This is a genomic window from Pseudomonas sp. S2_A05, from assembly GCF_054668485.1.
In genome coordinates this window covers 5,645,476-5,662,529 of sequence record NZ_CP162775.1, presented here as the reverse complement: position 1 = coordinate 5,662,529, position 17,054 = coordinate 5,645,476, and the positions used below count along the sequence as shown (strand labels likewise).

Annotated in this window: 10 protein-coding genes; 4 read left to right on the top strand and 6 right to left on the bottom strand. The window is 62.1% G+C overall.

What is annotated here, in order from left to right; translation table 11 throughout:
• Nucleotides 1-450 precede the first annotated feature (450 nt).
• Nucleotides 451-1,614, top strand: coding sequence for a type III PLP-dependent enzyme (locus AB4O12_RS25530; protein ID WP_073473833.1), 1,164 nt, complete (start codon nucleotides 451-453; stop codon nucleotides 1,612-1,614).
• 297 nt (nucleotides 1,615-1,911) lie between these two features.
• On the opposite strand, the gene AB4O12_RS25525 is transcribed toward AB4O12_RS25530, so the two are convergent.
• Together AB4O12_RS25525 and AB4O12_RS25520 are read right to left on the bottom strand one after the other, a co-directional pair.
• Nucleotides 1,912-2,667 (bottom strand): tetratricopeptide repeat protein, encoded by a 756-nt coding sequence (locus AB4O12_RS25525; RefSeq protein ID WP_110646622.1) that lies wholly within the window; start codon nucleotides 2,665-2,667, stop codon nucleotides 1,912-1,914.
• Nucleotides 2,664-3,344: a Fe2+-dependent dioxygenase gene (locus AB4O12_RS25520; RefSeq protein ID WP_024011586.1), complete on the bottom strand. Its 681-nt coding sequence runs from the start codon at nucleotides 3,342-3,344 to the stop codon at nucleotides 2,664-2,666. The genes AB4O12_RS25525 and AB4O12_RS25520 overlap by 4 nt, the downstream gene beginning before the upstream one ends.
• Nucleotides 3,345-3,552: 208 nt before the next feature.
• On the opposite strand from AB4O12_RS25520, the gene AB4O12_RS25515 reads away from it, so the two are divergent.
• From AB4O12_RS25515 to AB4O12_RS25505, 3 genes are all read left to right on the top strand, one after another.
• Nucleotides 3,553-5,874: a TonB-dependent receptor gene (locus AB4O12_RS25515; RefSeq protein WP_460059921.1), complete on the top strand. Its 2,322-nt coding sequence runs from the start codon at nucleotides 3,553-3,555 to the stop codon at nucleotides 5,872-5,874.
• 236 nt (nucleotides 5,875-6,110) lie between these two features.
• The gene (locus AB4O12_RS25510) at nucleotides 6,111-8,639 is read left to right on the top strand and encodes a PepSY domain-containing protein (RefSeq protein WP_460062511.1); all 2,529 of its coding nucleotides are present in this window, start codon (nucleotides 6,111-6,113) and stop codon (nucleotides 8,637-8,639) included.
• A 225-nt stretch (nucleotides 8,640-8,864) separates the two neighbouring features.
• The gene (locus tag AB4O12_RS25505; protein WP_056782898.1) at nucleotides 8,865-9,233 is read left to right on the top strand and encodes an endonuclease domain-containing protein; all 369 of its coding nucleotides are present in this window, start codon (nucleotides 8,865-8,867) and stop codon (nucleotides 9,231-9,233) included.
• Nucleotides 9,234-9,699: 466 nt separating this feature from the next.
• On the opposite strand, the gene AB4O12_RS25500 is transcribed toward AB4O12_RS25505, so the two are convergent.
• The 4 genes from AB4O12_RS25500 to ptsP all read right to left on the bottom strand — a co-directional run bounded on the left by AB4O12_RS25500 (nucleotide 9,700) and on the right by ptsP (nucleotide 16,965).
• The gene (locus tag AB4O12_RS25500; RefSeq protein WP_460059920.1) at nucleotides 9,700-11,241 is read right to left on the bottom strand and encodes an alkaline phosphatase D family protein; all 1,542 of its coding nucleotides are present in this window, start codon (nucleotides 11,239-11,241) and stop codon (nucleotides 9,700-9,702) included.
• A gap of 175 nt (nucleotides 11,242-11,416) precedes the next feature.
• On the bottom strand, nucleotides 11,417-13,150 hold the full coding sequence (locus tag AB4O12_RS25495) for a PTS fructose-like transporter subunit IIB (protein WP_073473839.1): 1,734 nt from the start codon (nucleotides 13,148-13,150) through the stop codon (nucleotides 11,417-11,419).
• A gap of 11 nt (nucleotides 13,151-13,161) precedes the next feature.
• The gene (gene pfkB / locus AB4O12_RS25490) at nucleotides 13,162-14,103 is read right to left on the bottom strand and encodes a 1-phosphofructokinase (RefSeq protein WP_110646626.1); all 942 of its coding nucleotides are present in this window, start codon (nucleotides 14,101-14,103) and stop codon (nucleotides 13,162-13,164) included.
• Nucleotides 14,104-16,965: a phosphoenolpyruvate--protein phosphotransferase gene (ptsP, locus tag AB4O12_RS25485; RefSeq protein WP_460059919.1), complete on the bottom strand. Its 2,862-nt coding sequence runs from the start codon at nucleotides 16,963-16,965 to the stop codon at nucleotides 14,104-14,106.
• Nucleotides 16,966-17,054 lie beyond the last annotated feature (89 nt).

Below are 17,054 nucleotides of genomic sequence, written 5' to 3'. Positions count from 1 at the left end.
CAAGGTCCAAATCCCCCTTCAAAAGACTCTCTCGCTGCCAACGTCGCCGATGTTGCCGCTATCATACTTACCTGTGATCTAGCCGACAAAAGCCACGAACGTGCAGGTATTTTTAACACTCGAAAATTCGCCGGGAACATCTGCCCGTCATCTCGGTCGGGTAGAAGGAGTGATGAACGCGACGCACGTCAGAAGCGTGCAAAAACGCGACATTTTTAGTTGATCTCGCGTCCCTCACGCCCTAAAGTTCGCGCCGAACGTCCATGCTGGAAACGATCCATCCGGCTCAAGTACTGACGACGAGACAGCAAGGCCAAGGGATAACCGCACATCTCTGGGCCTTTTTGCTTTCGGCGGCAATGCCTTGGGAAGTAGGCGAACCAAAGTGGGGATACGGAGGGCGTTCATGCACCCATTGTTTTTACGAGTTTGCCCATAGGAGCACCCAGCATGTCGATCCAGGTCGAAGACTATTTCGCGCGCGCTACATTCGACAAAATGAAGGCGTTCGCCGACAAACAGGAAACCCCGTTCGTGGTGATCGACACCGCGATGATCGCCCAGGCCTACGATGACCTGCGCGCCGGTTTCGAATTCGCCAAGGTCTACTACGCGGTCAAGGCCAACCCGGCCGTCGAGATCATCGACCTGCTCAAAGACAAGGGCTCAAGCTTCGATATCGCCTCGATCTACGAGCTGGACAAAGTCATGGATCGCGGCGTCAGCCCGGACCGTATCAGCTACGGCAACACCATCAAGAAATCCAAGGACATCCGCTACTTCTACGACAAGGGCGTGCGTCTGTTCTCCACAGACTCCGAAGCCGACCTGCGCAACATCGCCAAGGCTGCACCGGGTTCGAAAGTCTATGTGCGCATCCTCACTGAAGGCTCGACCACCGCTGACTGGCCACTGTCGCGCAAGTTCGGCTGCCAGACCGACATGGCCATGGACCTGCTGATCCTCGCCCGCGACCTGGGTCTGGTGCCGTATGGCATCTCGTTCCACGTCGGCTCGCAACAGCGCGACATCAGCGTCTGGGACGCGGCGATCGCCAAGGTCAAAGTGATCTTCGAACGTCTGAAAGAAGAAGACGGCATTCACCTGAAGCTGATCAACATGGGCGGCGGCTTCCCGGCCAACTACATCACCCGCACCAACAGCCTGGAAACCTACGCCGAAGAGATCATCCGCTTCCTGAAAGAAGACTTCGGTGACGACCTGCCGGAAATCATTCTGGAGCCGGGCCGTTCGCTGATTGCCAACGCCGGTATTCTGGTCAGCGAAGTGGTACTGGTTGCGCGCAAGTCGCGCACTGCCGTCGAGCGCTGGGTGTACACCGATGTGGGCAAGTTCTCCGGCCTGATCGAAACCATGGACGAAGCGATCAAGTTCCCGATCTGGACCGAGAAGAAAGGCGAGATGGAAGAAGTCGTGATCGCCGGCCCGACCTGCGACAGCGCCGACATCATGTACGAGAACTACAAGTATGGCCTGCCGCTGAACCTGGCGATTGGTGATCGTCTGTACTGGTTGTCGACCGGTGCGTATACCACCAGCTACAGCGCGGTCGAGTTCAATGGCTTCCCGCCGCTGAAGTCGTTTTACGTTTAAGGAGCAGCTGCAAGTTTCGAGCTGCAAGCTGCAAGAGAAAAGCCCACGAATTTGTGGGCTTTTTTGTGGGTGTTCGGCTGGGGAGGTTTTTTGTACTAGATACCATAGCCCCTCACCCCAGCCCTCTCCCGAGGGAGAGGGAGCCGACCGAGTGGTCTTCCGTCCGACATCGACCTGAACCACCTTGGCGATTATGGATTCGGCAAAACCATTGCAGGTCGGCGTACCTCCCAAGCATCCCTCGGTCGGTTCCCTCTCCCCCTGGGAGAGGGGGGCTAGGGTGAGGGCTCGGCGGTTTCAGCCGCGCTGCAACTCTGCATACCGAGCGGCATACCGACTAGCCATCGCCTGAATTCGCAAGCCTGTCGCATCAGCCAGCGTCTGACTCGCCACCCGCAGGAAATTCAGATTGCCGGCGGCCAAGGCTTTCTCCAGCCAATCGACCGCTTCATCAACCCGACCCTCCGCCGCCAACACCGCGGCATAACTGAACTGCCCACGAAAATCCCCTGCCTCGGCCGAACGCCGATACCACTCGCGCGCCGCCAGCGGATCCGCCGGACACACCTGCCCTTCCTCCAGATAACGCCCCAGCAGATTCATCGATTTCGCATGGCCCAACTCAGCCGCGCGCCGATACAACGCCAGCGCTTGCTGATGATCAACCGTCACCCCGCGCCCGGTCGCCAGCAAGTTGGCCAGGTTGTACATCGCCCAATCAAGACCTGACTCGGCAGCGATTCGATAATGCTGCGCCGCCACCGAGGCATCCGCCGCACATCCCCAACCATGCTCATGGCAACGCCCGAGCATGTTGCGCGCCATCAGATGCCCGCGACCGGCGGCAATAGCGAACCAGCGCAGCGCCAATGGCTGATCCTGGGCGATGCCTTGGCCATCCAGCAGGATCTGCCCAAGCAGCGCCTGCGCTTCAACCTCGCCCTCGCCCGCCGCCAGCAATATCGCCTGCGCCGCTCGAGCCGGGCTTTCTTCAAGCATCGCCGCCAACCCGGCCGCATCGAGAACTTCCTCGCGGCGCAACTGGAAACTCATACCTCGACCCAGCGCCGCAGCAGGTTGTGATAAGTGCCAGTGAGGCGGATCAGCGAAGGGTGATCGGGAACGTCCTGAGTCAGCTGCTGAATCGCCCCGTCCATTTCGAACAGCAACGCGCGCTGGCTGTCTTCGCGCACCAGGCTCTGCGTCCAGAAAAATGACGCATAACGCGCACCACGTGTAACCGCGTTGACCTTGTGCAAACTGGTGCCCGGATACAACACCATGTCGCCGGCCGGCAGCTTCACGCGCTGGGTGCCGTAGGTGTCCTGAATCTCCAGTTCGCCGCCGTCGTAATCTTCCGGCTCGCTGAAGAACAGCGTCGCCGACAAATCGGTGCGCACCCGCTCGATGCTGCCCTTGGGCTGGCGCACGGCGTTGTCGATGTGAAAATCAAAACTGCCGCCGGCCGTGTAACAGTTCACCAACGGCGGGAAGACCTTGTGCGGCAGTGCGGCGGACATGAACAGCGGATTTTTCCACAGCCGCTCGAGCATCGCCGCGCCGATTTCCTTGGCCAGCGGGTGGCCTTCGGGCAGTTGCAGATTGTGCTTGGCCTTGGCCGACTGGAAGCCGGCTGTGATCTTGCCGTCGGCCCAATCCGCTTGCTCCAGGGCCTGGCGGATGCGCTGCACTTCGTCTTTTGCGAACAGCCCGGGAATGTGCAGCAGCATGGCGATGTCACCTGATGGCAAGAAGGCGGCAATGGTATTGATTCTTATTGACTGTGTAAAACCCCCGAGACGGATGAACAAGCAGAAACCGTAAGGGCAAATTGTAAAGAATGTAAATTCAATGCGAATAACAATGTTTCGCAATTGATACGAATACCTGTTTACCCTATATTCCGCCGCCTCAAATCCTTGGGGAGGGGGAATAAAAATGGCACGTCAACACGCACAATTACCGGTCAGTTCACCACGTCTGCTCGCCTCGGCAATCGGTGTCGCAATCACCGCCGGCTCCGCTGGGCAGATGGTCTTCGCGGCGGAAAAAACCGAGAGCAAAACTTCCGGCAACGCCATTGCCCTGGACGCCACCGCCATCACCGGCGAAGCCCAGGACTCGACGTCCTACCAGGTCGAAAAAGCCTCCTCGCCCAAGTACACCGCGCCGCTGGTCGACACGCCGCGCTCGGTCACCGTCATCCCGCAACAAGTGCTCAAGGACACCGGCGCGCTGAATATGCAGGACGCCTTGCGTACCGTGCCGGGCATTACCTTCGGTGCTGGTGAAGGCGGCAACCCGCAGGGCGACCGTCCGTTCATCCGCGGCTTCGACGCCCAGGGCGACACCTATCTGGACGGCGTGCGCGACACCGGTTCGCAGAGCCGTGAAATCTTCGCCGTGGAAAACATCGAAGTCAGCAAAGGCCCGAACTCGGCGATTGGCGGTCGTGGCGCGGCCGGCGGCAGCATCAACCTGGTGAGCAAGAAAGCGCACCTGGGCAACTCCTTCGACGGCGGCCTCACCTACGGCTCCGACCAGACCCAGCGCTACACCCTCGACGGCAACTACCAGTTCAGCGACAGCGCTGCCGGCCGTCTCAACCTGATGAGCCACGAGAGCAACGTCGCCGGTCGCGACAAGGTCGATTACGACCGTTGGGGCATCGCGCCGTCGCTGGCCTTCGGCCTGGGCACCGATACCCGTGTAAACCTCGACTACTACCATCTGGAAAGCAACGACACCCCGGACTCGGGCATCCCATACACCATTCCAACCGGTGGTTCGGCCGCACGCACCAAGTCCAACCCGGACAAGCCATACGCCGGGGGCGATCACGACAACTTCTATGGTCTGGATCGCGACTTCCGCAAGGGCCGCACCGACACCGCGACCTTCGCCATCGAGCACGACCTGAACGATGCGCTGACCATCAAGAACACCCTGCGCCACGGCAGCAGCATGCAGGATTACATCCTCACCCAGCCGGACGACAGCAAGGGCAACGTCAACAACGGCAGCGTCTGGCGTCGGGCCAACACGCGGGTGAGCAACACCGAAACCACCACCAACCAGACCGACCTGTTCGGCACCTTCTACGTGGCCGGTTTCAAGAACAGCTTCTCCACCGGTGTCGAATACACACGCGAGCAGAGCGAGAAATCCTCGTACAACGTCAACACCGACACCACGCCGCGTACGACCAATGTGCCTTCCAGCAGCAACTGCACACCGGCGATGATTGGCGCCTCGAGCAATTACAACTGCACCTCGCTGTCGAACCCGAACCCGAACGATCCGTGGAACGGTGCGATCTCGCGCAACTACGCCGGCACCGACACCCAGGCCGACACCTACGCGCTGTACGTGTTCGACACGCTGGAGTTGTCCGAGCAATGGCTGGTGAACATGGGCCTGCGCTACGACCACTTCGACACCGACTACAAGACCTACAACGCCGCAGGGACCACCACCTCCAAGGGTGATGACACCAGCGAATTCGTCACCGGCCAGTTCGGCGTGGTCTACAAGCCGGCGGAAAACGGCAGCATCTACGCCTCTTATGCGACCTCGGCGACACCGCCGGGCAACACCTTGGGCGAAGGTCAGGAAGGCAACCCGCTGGGCGGCACCCCGGATCGCAGCGGCAACCTGCTGAGCAGCGACATGGAGCCGGAAACCACCAAGAACTACGAAATCGGCACCAAGTGGGATCTGCTCAACGATCGCCTGTCGCTGACCGCCGACATCTTCCGCACCGAGAAGGAAAACGCTCGCGTGCAGGTCGACACCAGCTCCTACGAGAACGCCGGCAAGACCCGCGTGCAAGGCTTCGAACTGTCGGCCAGCGGCAAGATCACCGACAAGTGGCAGGTGTTCGCCGGTTACGCCTTCATGGACAGCGAACAGGTTGACGGTGGTCCGTTGGGTCGCGCCAACGACGGCAACGATCTGCCGAACACGCCGAAAAACAGCGCCAGCCTGTGGACCACGTATCAGGTCACGCCGAAGCTGACGATCGGTGGTGGCGCGTTCTACGTCGACGACGTCTACGGCAGTGTCGCCAACACGACGATGGTCGATTCGTACGTGCGTTACGACGCGATGGCGGCCTACAAGCTGACCAAGAACGTCGACCTGCAACTCAACGTGCAGAACCTGACCGACGAAACCTATTACGACAAAGCCTTCTCGACCCACTTCGCCAACCAGGCGGCGGGCCGCACGGCGCTGTTGAGCACCAATTTCCACTTCTGACCAATGTGAAAACCTGTGGGAGCGAGCTTGCTCGCGAAAGCGGTGGCTCAGTGAAGTCGATGCTGACTGACACGACGCCTTCGCGAGCAAGCTCGCTCCCACATAAGATCTGCGAAACGGATCAGGCCCCGTTCATTCAGTTGAACGGGGCTTTTGTGTGTTACGCAAAACGCATCTTGATAACCCACGGCATAATGCGCGCCGTGATGACAATTTCCGAACGGACGGCGAGTGACGTGTTGAAGAAAACCCTGTTCCAGTTGCACTGGTTTTTTGGCATCACCGCAGGACTGGTGCTGGCCCTGATGGGCATCACCGGCGCGGCCTATTCGTTTCAGGACGAGATCCTGCGCGCGCTGAATCCGTCCGTTCTGCAGGTGGAAAAACAGGTCGCTGGAGTGCTGCCGCCAGTTGAACTGGTGGAACGCATCGAAGCCGCGTCCGGCAAGAAAGTCGCGATGCTATGGGTCGAGACCGACAGCGGTCACGCCGCACGGGTATTCTTCACTCCGCCCAAGGGTGAACGGCGTGGCGAAATGCGCTACTTCGATCCGTACACCGCCGAGTTCAAGGGCGACGCCACTGGCCAGGACTTCTTCGGCCTGATGCTGCAACTGCACCGCTTCCTCGCCATGGGCGACACCGGGCGCAACATTACCGGCGCCTGCACCTTGATGCTGTTGTTCTTCTGTCTCTCTGGCCTGTATTTGCGTTGGCCACGCCAGTGGAACCGCTGGCGCGTGTGGTTGACCCTGGACTGGAAAAAGAAGGGCCGCGCGTTCAATTGGGATCTGCACTCGGTGGCCGGCACCTGGTGCCTTTTGGTCTATCTGCTGCTGGCGTTGACCGGCTTGTCATGGTCGTACGAGTGGTACAACAAAGGCCTGACCCGACTGCTTTCCGACGCGCCGCAAAACGAACGCGTACGCGGCGGTCGCGGCCCGGCGCCGGAAGGTCCGCCACCGACCGCCGACTACGCGGCGATGTGGAGCAGCATCTACAGCGCTGCCGGCCCGGGTCTGGCCGCGTACAACATTCGCATGCCGGCGGTGGCCGGCCAACCGGCAACCGTGTTCTACCTGCTCGACAGCTCGCCCCATGACCGCGCGCTGAACCAGATCACCCTCGATCCGGCCACCGGCGTGGTCAAACGCGTCGACCGCTATGCCGACAAAAGCTTCAAGGCCCAACTGCTGACCAGCATTTATGCGCTGCACGTCGGCAGCTATTTCGGCCTTGTCGGGCGCATCATCGTGACGATCGCAGCGGTGTGCATGCCGCTGTTTTTCATCACTGGCTGGCTGCTGTATCTGGACCGTCGACGCAAGAAAAAGCAGATCAAGGATGCCCGCCAAGGTCTCGCACAACCGTCCGCCGATGCTTCGGCATGGCTGATCGGTTTCGCCAGCCAGAGCGGATTCGCCGAACAACTGGCGTGGCAGACCGCCGGACAATTGCAGGCCGCCGGATTGCCGGTCAACGTGCAGCCGCTGGCCAATCTGAGCGAACAGGATCTGCGTGAGTCGAACAACGCATTGTTCGTGGTCAGCACCTTCGGCGACGGCGAAGCGCCGGACAGCGCCCGTGGTTTCGAGCGCAAAGTGCTGGCCAAGACCTCGACACTCGACAGCCTCAACTACGCCGTGCTCGGCCTCGGCGATCGGCAGTACGCGCACTTCTGCGGCTTCGCCAAGCGCTTGCATCAATGGCTCGGCGAGCACGGCGGCAAGACCTTGTTCGCCCCGGTGGAGGTCGACAGCGGCGATCCTTACGCGTTGCGTCACTGGCAAACGCAACTCGGCCAGCTCACCGGACAGGCGCCGAGCGAAACCTGGCAAGCACCCAGCTACGACAACTGGACGCTGGTCCGTCGCGAACTGATGAACCCCGACAGCAGCGGCGCGCCGGTCTTTCTGCTCGGCCTCAAAGCCCCGGACACCCGCAGCTGGCTGGCCGGTGACCTGGTCGAAGTGCTGCCACGCAATTGCCCGTGGGCCATCGAGCACTTCCTCGACGGCCTCGGCATTCGGGGCGAGACCCCGGTGAAGGTCAACGGCATCGATGAGCCGCTGGAAATTGCCCTCGCCTCACGGCAACTGCCCGAGCACCGCGCGCATCTGGTCGGTTTGCATGCGCAGTCGCTGGTCGACGCGATGGTGCCGCTGGCCATGCGCGAATACTCGATCGCCTCGATTGCCGCTGACGGCGTGCTGGAACTGATCGTGCGCCAGGAACAGCACAACGACGGCAGCCTCGGCATCGGCTCCGGCTGGCTCACCGAACACGCGCCAGTGGGCGGCAGCATCAGCCTGCGCGTGCGGCGCAACAGCGGTTTCCATCTGCCGAACGAACCCGTGCCGATGATCCTGCTGGGCAACGGCACCGGCCTGGCCGGCCTGCGCAGCCTGCTCAAGGCACGCATTGCCGACGGCCAGCAACGGCAGTGGCTGCTGTTCGGCGAGCGCAACCGTGAGCACGACTTCCTCTGCCGCGCCGAGCTGGAAGAGTGGCTGGTCAATGGTGATCTGGCGCGATTGGACCTGGCGTTTTCGCGGGATCAGGCCGAGAAGATTTATGTGCAGGATCGCTTGCGTGAGTCTGCGGATGAATTGAAGAAATGGTTGGCAGATGGTGCTGTCATCTATATCTGCGGCAGCCTTCAAGGTATGGCCTCAGGCGTAGACCAGGCGCTCAACGATATCCTCGGCAGCGCCGAAGTCGAACGCCTGATCGAACAGGGCCGCTATCGCCGGGATGTTTACTAACGCCTGCGAAAAGCCCCTCACCCTAGCCCTCTCCCAATGGGAGAGGGGACCGATTGGGGGATGCTTGAGATCGACGCCGACCTGAGCGTTCTTCACTGAATCCATAGCCATAATCACCTCGGTCGGCTCCCTCTCCCTCTGGGAGAGGGCTGGGCGGGCGGCGTTCCGATGAGGGAAATGGGCTACTGTTAAATCTCCACTCAACTTCACAAGGACCGTGAAGCCATGCCAAGCCGCCCTACCCTCGCCCAATTCGCCCGCCACTTGCGCACCAACCAGACAGATTGCGAACACCTGCTCTGGCAGCGCCTGCGTTCCCGGCAGATAGCCAACCTGAAATTTCGCCGACAGTTTCCATGTCCGCCGTTTGTGCTGGATTTCTATTGTGTGGAGTTGAGGTTGGCGATTGAGCTGGATGGTGGCCAGCATTATGAGACGGCCGGGGTGGTTCACGATCGGCGCCGGTCGAACTTCCTGTCTCAACAAGGCATCGACGTCGTGCGATTCAGCAATCTTGAGGTGCTTCAGCAGATGGATGATGTGTTGGAGCAGATCATCAGAATTGCGGCAGAGCGGAAAATGCCCTCACCCTAGCCCTCTCCCAGAGGGAGAGGGGACTGATTGGGGGATGCTCGAGATCGACGCCGACCTGAGCGTTCTTCACTGAATCCAAAGCCATAATCACCTCGATCTTCCAGGTCGATGCATGACGCAAGACACCTCGGTCGGCCCTCTCCCTCCCAGAGGGCGAGGTGACTGATTGGGTGATGCTTGAAATCGACGCCGACCTGAGCGTTCTTCACTGAATCCAAAGCCACAATCACCTCGGTCTTCCAGGTCGATGCATAGCGCAAGACACCTCGGTCGGCCCTCTCCCTCCCAGAGGGCCAGAGGACTGATTGGGGGATGCTTGAGATCGACGCCGACCTGAGCATTCTTCACTGAATCCAAAGCCACAATCACCTCGATCTTCCAGGTCGATGCATGACGCAAGACACCTCGGTCGGCTCCCTCTCCCTCCGGGAGAGGGCTGGGGTGAGGGGCTTTCGATCCAGCGTGATTAAACAGGCTGCAACTTCTGCTCAAACACTGCTACCCCATCCAGATCCCGCAACACCACACTCATCTCCCCGCTTTGCCCTTCGATATTCACCTCACCAAAAAACTGAAATCCGGCAAACGGTGAGGTGTTCTGTGCGGGCGGTGCTTTCTCGAACACCACCTCAGGCCCGAACGTCTTGTCCAGTGGATTCGGCCCGAAACTGCCGGCGTTCAACGGCCCGGCAACAAATTCCCAGAACGGTTCGAAATCCTGGAACGCGGCGCGGTCCGGATGATAGTGATGCGCCGCGCAGTAATGCACGTCCGCCGTCAGAAACACGAAATTACGCACCTGCTGCGCACGTAAAAATCCGAGCAATTCGGCAATTTCCAGTTCACGTCCCTGCGCCGGGCCGGGGTCGCCGTTGGCCACGGCTTCCCAGCGCGCAACGCCCGGACTGACCTCGCCGTCCGGCACGCCAAGGCCGATGGGCATGTCGGCGGCGATGACTTTCCACTGCGCCGTCGACGCCTGCAATTCACGCTTGAGCCAGTCCAACTGCTCGCGGCCGAGAAACGGTTTTGCCGCGCCGAGGTTGTCGTCGTTGGCTTCGCGATAGCTGCGCATATCCAGCACGAATACGTCAAGCATCGGCCCGTAACTGAGCTTGCGATAAATGCGCCCGCCGCCGTCCGCCGCTTGCAAACGCATCGGCGCATATTCCAGCCACGCCTGCCGCGCGCGGCCGACCAGCTTGTGGATATCTTTCTCCTGATAACGCTCATCCAGCTGCTTGCCCGGCGACCAGTTGTTGACCACTTCGTGATCGTCCCACTGCCAGATCTGCGGCACTTCGGCGTTGAAGCGGCGGATGTTTTCGTCCATCAGGTTGTAGCGATAGTTGCCGCGATAATCGTCGAGAGTCTGCGCGACTTTGCTCTTGGCTTCGGTGGTGATATTGCGCCAGATGCGCCCGCTTTCGGTGGTCAGTTGCGCGGGCACCGGGCCGTCGGCGTAGATGGTGTCGCCGCTGTGAATAAAGAAGTCCGGCAGGCGCAGGCGCATGGCTTCGTAGATGCGCATGCCGCCGATGTCCGGGTTGATTCCGAAGCCCTGACCGACGGTGTCACCGCTCCAGACAAAACGGATGTCGCGTTTTGTCGTTGGCACGCTGCGCAGATGGCCGAACCACGGTTCGCTGGCGACGCCGCTCTGGGCGTCTTCGAAGTGCACGCGATAGAAGATTGCCTGGTTGGCCGGCAGGCCGGTGAGTTCGACGCGGGCGGTGAAATCGCTGCGCGCATCGGCCAGTGGCGAGACGAATTTGCGCGGGTTGCCAAACAGGCTGCCGGTGTCCCACTCCACCACCATGCGCGCCGGGCGATCGCTGCGGCTCCAGATCATCGCGCGGTCGCCGAGCAGGTCGCCGGACTGCACGCCGTCGGCGAGCTGCGGACGATCCTTGACCGAGGCAATCACCGCCGGCGCCAGCCCCGGCAGCAACAGCCCGGCACCGACCGCTTGCATGACGCGACGCCGACCGAGATTGAAATCGCTCATGGTGTTCTCCCTGCAAAAGGGAAAACTTAAGCACGGGTGTATGAACCGGCTATGACAATGCAGACTCCTGTGGGAGCGAGCCTGCTCGCGAAGGCGTCCTGCCAGTTACCACATCTTCAGCTGGCACTCCGCTTTCGCGAGCAGGCTCGCTCCCACAGGGATTTGGTGTTGTCGGTCAGGCCTTGGCGGGCTCCAGCGGTAGTTCGACAGCCTCCGGCCGTTTGAGCAGCGCATACACCACCGCCGTAACCAGGCTCCCCGCAACAATCGCCAGCAGATACAGCAGCGCATGGTTGATCGCATTCGGGATCGCCAGCACGAACAAGCCACCGTGCGGCGCCATCAGTTTGCAGCCGAAGTACATCGACAAGGCACCGGTCAGCGCCCCCCCGGCGATGCTCGCCGGGATCACCCGCAGCGGATCTTTCGCGGCAAACGGAATCGCCCCTTCCGAGATAAAGCACAGGCCCAGCACGAACGCTGCTTTGCCGGCCTCGCGTTCAGTCTGGGCGAACTTGCGCCGGGCAATGAAGGTGGCGATACCCAGGCCAATCGGCGGCACCATGCCGGCGGCCATGGTCGCGGCCATCGGTGCGTAACTCTGCGAGGCCAGCAGCCCCACCGAAAACGCATAGGCAGCCTTGTTGATCGGCCCGCCGAGGTCGACGCACATCATGCCGCCGAGCAATACGCCGAGCAGAATCGCATTGGTGGTGCCCATACTGTCGAGGAACTGGGTGAGCGCGGCGAGCATGCCGGCGACCGGTTTGCCGACCACGTAAATCATCACCAGGCCGGTGACCAGACTGGCCAGCAACGGGATGATCAGAATCGGCTTCAACGCTTCCAGGCTCTGCGGCAATTTCACATAGCGGGCAATGGCTTTGGCGGCATAACCGGCGATGAAGCCGGCAATGATCCCGCCGATGAATCCAGCGCCCAGAGTGCCTGCGAGCAAACCGCCGATCATCCCCGGCGCAAGGCCCGGGCGATCGGCGATCGAGTAGGCGATGTACCCGGCGAGCAGCGGCACCATCAGCTTGAACGCGGTTTCGCCGCCGATCTGCATCAGTGCCGCCGCCAGCGTGCCTTCTTCCTTGTACGCGGTGATGCCGAACACGAAGGACAACGCGATCAGCAAACCACCCGCCACCACCATTGGCAGCATGTACGACACACCCGTGAGCAGGTGTTTGTAGACGCCGGTTTTTTCCGACTTGGCCGCAGCCTTGCCGTCGCTTGCCGCACTTTCCACTGCGCCTTCGGCCAGGGCTTTTTTCAGGGTCGCTTCGGATTGCTTCAGGGCAACGCCAGTGCCGCAGCGATAGATCTTTTTGCCGGCGAAACGCTCGGTGGCGACGTCGATATCCGCCGCCAGCAACACCACGTCAGCCTCGGCGATGGCCGTTGCGCTGAGTGGTGTTTTCGCGCCGACCGAGCCTTGGGTTTCGACCTGCAATTCATAACCCAGGCGCTTGGCAGTCTGCTGCAACGCTTCGGCGGCCATGAAGGTGTGGGCGACGCCGGTCGGGCAGGCCGTGATGGCGACGATGCGTGGCGCACGTGGCGCATCAATAGCCGGTTCGACTGCGCTGGCGACGTAGACTTCGGCTTCTTCAGCACCGCGACGCAGCACCGCTTCGACATCCTGCAAGGCCTGCGCCGGAGCGATCTGGAACACGCGCTTGCCGACGAAGCGACTCATGTCCACCGCGCCAGTGGTGACCAGCAACACCCACTCGGCGGCTTCGATGGTCGCCGCCGACAATTCGCGTTCCGGGTGCGCCGGATCGACCACTTCAACGCTGGTGCTCCAGCCCTGACGCTGCGCCGCTGCATCGAGCAGACGCGCGCACAGCACACTGGTGACCATGCCGTTCGGGCAAGCCGTAACAATGGCTAACTTCATCACAAACCCTCTTATTGTTCTGTCAGGGGGCGCACGCGCACGCCCTGTTCGAGCTGCGCCAGTTGCGCTGCGTCGTTGATACCAAAACCGATCTGGGTCACCGCCATCGCCGCAATCGCGGTGGCGGTGCGCAGGGTTTGTTCCGGCGTATCAGCACTGAGCAGACCGTGGAGCATGCCGGCCAGCAAGGAATCGCCGGCCCCGACCGTGCTGGCCACGCTGACCTTCGGCGGCGTGGCGTGCAGGGCTGAGCCGACACTGAACCAGTTGACCCCGTCGGCGCCGTGGGAGATCACCACGTGCTCGATGCCTTGCGCATGCAAACGTGCCGCGGCTTGTGCTTCGGCGATCGGCGAGACCACTTCGCAGCCGAGGGCGTGGGCCAGTTCTTCGGTGTTCGGCTTGATCAGCCAGGGGCTGGCCTGCAACGCAGCGCGCAAGGCTTCGCCGCTGGAATCGAGGGCGACTTTCAAGCCGAGCGCGTTCAACCGTTCAATCAGCTCGCGCAACCACTGCGCAGTGACACCACGCGGCAGACTGCCGGCGACCACCACCGCATCGTGCCCCGGTGCGATCTGCTGCAAGCGATCAAGCAAGGCTTGCTGCGCCGTTGCATCGACCACCGGGCCCGGCCCGTTGATGTCGGTGATGCGCCCGTCCTGTTCGGCGACTTTGATGTTGCTGCGCGTCTCGCCCGGCACGCGGATGAACGCGTCGACAAAACCACGCTTGGCGAACAGGGTTTCGAACGCTTGCTGATTGTCTTCGCCGAGAAAGCCGCTGACGGTGACCTGATGGCCGAGATCCGCCAGCACCTGGGCGACATTGACGCCTTTGCCCGCAGCGTGGGTGTGCATCTCCTCGCTGCGATTGACCTGACCGGCATCCAGCCGTGACAGCTCGACGGTGAGGTCGAGAGCCGGGTTGAGGGTCAGGGTGAGAATCTTGGCCATTTACAGGGCCTCCACTAATGCGCGTACTTCATTCGCGCTGCCCACGGCCAGGGCCTGTTGAGCGAGGGTTTGCGCCTGGGGCAGGCTGAGTTCACGGATGCGCGCCTTGACCTCGGCAATGCTGCGACCGGAGACGCTGAGCTCGTCGACACCGAGGCCAACCAGCACCGGCACCGCCAGCGGATCTGCCGCCAGTTCGCCGCAGACGCCCACCCATTTGCCATGGGCATGGGCGGCGCGCACGGTGATGTCGATCAGTTGCAGGACCGCCGGGTGCAAGCCGTCCGCTTGAGCAGACAGGGTCGGGTGACCACGGTCGATGGCCAGGGTGTATTGGGTCAGGTCGTTGGTGCCGACGCTGAAGAAGTCGACTTCCTTGGCCAGCACTGGCGCAAGCAACGCGGCCGACGGCACCTCGATCATGATCCCCAATTGCAGGTCGGCGACTGGAATTTCCAGACGCAGGCGTTCGGTCATGTCGCGGGCCTGGCGCCACTCTTCGACGCTGCCGACCATCGGGAACATGATCCGCAGCGGACGGTTGTCGGCCGAGCGCAGCAAGGCGCGCAGTTGCGCTTCCATGATCTGCGGCCGCTGCAGGGTCAGGCGAATGCCGCGCACGCCGAGGAACGGGTTTTCTTCCTTGGCGATCGGCCAATACGGCAACGGTTTGTCGCCGCCGACGTCGAGCGTGCGCACCACCAGCGGCCGCCCGGCCAGACCATCAAGGACGCGACGGTATTCGGCTTCCTGGGTCGCCTCATCCGGCGCCTGTGGGTGGGCCATGAAAATCAGTTCGGTGCGCAGCAGACCAATGCCTTCGGCGCCCTGCTCCACCGCGCTGGTCACGCCTGCGCTTTCGCCGATGTTGGCGAACACTTCGACGGCGTGGCCGTCGGTGGTGTGCGCCGGTTGATGACGTTGTTCGGCGGCGATCTTCAGGCGTTGCTCGCGGGTGTCGCGCTCTTCAGCGGCACGCTTGAGGGTCGCGGCATCGGCGTCGACATGCAGACGGCCACGCTGACCGTCGAGCAACAGCGGCGTGCCCGGCTCGAGCAACAGCACCGCTGCACCCGCGCCGACCAGTGCTGGAATACCGAGCGCGCGGGCGACGATGGCGCTGTGCGCGGTAGCACCGCCGCGCGCGGTGAGAATCCCCGCAACCCGCGCAGGATCCAGACGCGCGACATCGGACGGGCCGACTTCGTCCATCACCAGAATGTACGGTTGCTCAGGTTCGTTCGCGGTTTGCACGCCACACAATTGCGCCAGCACTCGACGGCCGATGTCACGCAGATCCGCAGCACGCTCGGCGAGCAACGCGTCCTGCAGCGATTCCTGCTGTTTGGCGGCGGCTTCGATCACCGCCATCCACGCCGCTTCGGCGCTTTCGCCTTGCTTGAGGCGGGTGTCGACTTCGTCGGTCAGATCCGGGTCGTCGAGCATTTCCTGGTGGGTGATGAAGATCTCCCGAATAGCCTTGGCCTTGCTGCGTTCGATCAAGCCCTGAATGTCGCGGCGCACGTCGCTCAGGGCTTGCTTGAGGCGCTCGCGCTCGATTGCCGCCGACTCGCCGCGCAACGGGTAATCGATGGCTTGCAGCACCTGAATGTGCGCAGGGCCGATGGCGATGCCCGGTGCGGCAGGAATCGCCTGCAACAGGCTGCCGGAGGCCGGGGCGATCAGCACTTCGGCGATGTCGGCGATCACTTCGCGCTGCTGACTCACGGCCGGCAGCGGCTCGACTTCCTCACCGAGGCCCTCTTCAATCGCCGCGAGCAGGACCGGCAAGGCATCGGCGGCGATGCTCGGCTCGGCGATCAGCTCCAGCACCTGACCGCGCCGGGCACCGAGACTGAGCAGTTTGCTCAGGCTCTTCACCGACACGGCGCTGTCCTGGCTGTCGACGATCCGCACGCGGATTTCGCCGTCAAAACTCTTCGCCAGTTGCGCAAGAATCTTCGCTGGTCGTGCGTGCAAACCATGGGCATTGGCCAGGGCAATACGTGCACTCGGCCAGTCGGCCGGCAGTTCACCGCCGAGCACTTCGAGGACTTTGCGGCTGCTGGTGGCGCGGCCCAGTTCGTGGCCGCGACCTTCGATCAGCAACGCGCACAAACGCTCGAGCAACGCCTGATGCGCTTCGCCCAGACTGGCGAGGCAGAACAGTCCGCTGAGCGGCTGGCCGAGGTAGCGCATCGGTTTGTCCGGGGTGACGAACGCCAGTCCCGGACGCTTCACGGTCTGCTCGCTGTGCAGCCACCACAGGCCATCGCCCAGTGGCAGCGCTTCGACTTGCTGCAACACGCCGGCAAAGCCGTTGCTCACACAATCGGCCTGACGCAGCAGACGTGCGCCGCGCCAGACCAGTTCTTCGAAATCATCGGCCGACACGCCGAGGCCGATCATCTGCGCATCCAGCGCCAGTTCCTGCGGCGCGCCTTGCAACAGTTTCAGCAGCGCTTCGGGGGAGCTGGCGCGACGCAGGGCCTGGCCCAGATCGGTCTCGCCGAGGGCGCGGGTCAGCAGTTGCAGCAGGCGCAGGTGTTCGTCGGATTTCGCCGCGATGCCGATCGCCAGATAAACGATCTGGCCATCGCCCCAATCGACGCCATCAGGAAACTGCATCAGGCGCACGCCGGTGGCGAATACCTGATCGCGGGTTTCCGGGGTGCCGTGGGGAATGGCGATGCCTTGACCGAGAAAGGTCGAGCCCTGGGCTTCCCGGGCCTGCAGGCCGGCGAGGTAGCCGTCGGCAACCAGACCGTCGGCAACCAGATGACTGGCCAGCAATTGCAGGGCAGCGGGTTTATCCACGGCCGACTGGCCCATGGATATCTGCTCTATAGTGAGCTCGAGCATGCGATCTCCTTTTTGGCGCAGTTCACGCCAGGTATTGTTTTGAATGGTTCACAGCTTAGGCGCTCTGCCGCGCTTTTCAGCGGCAGTTT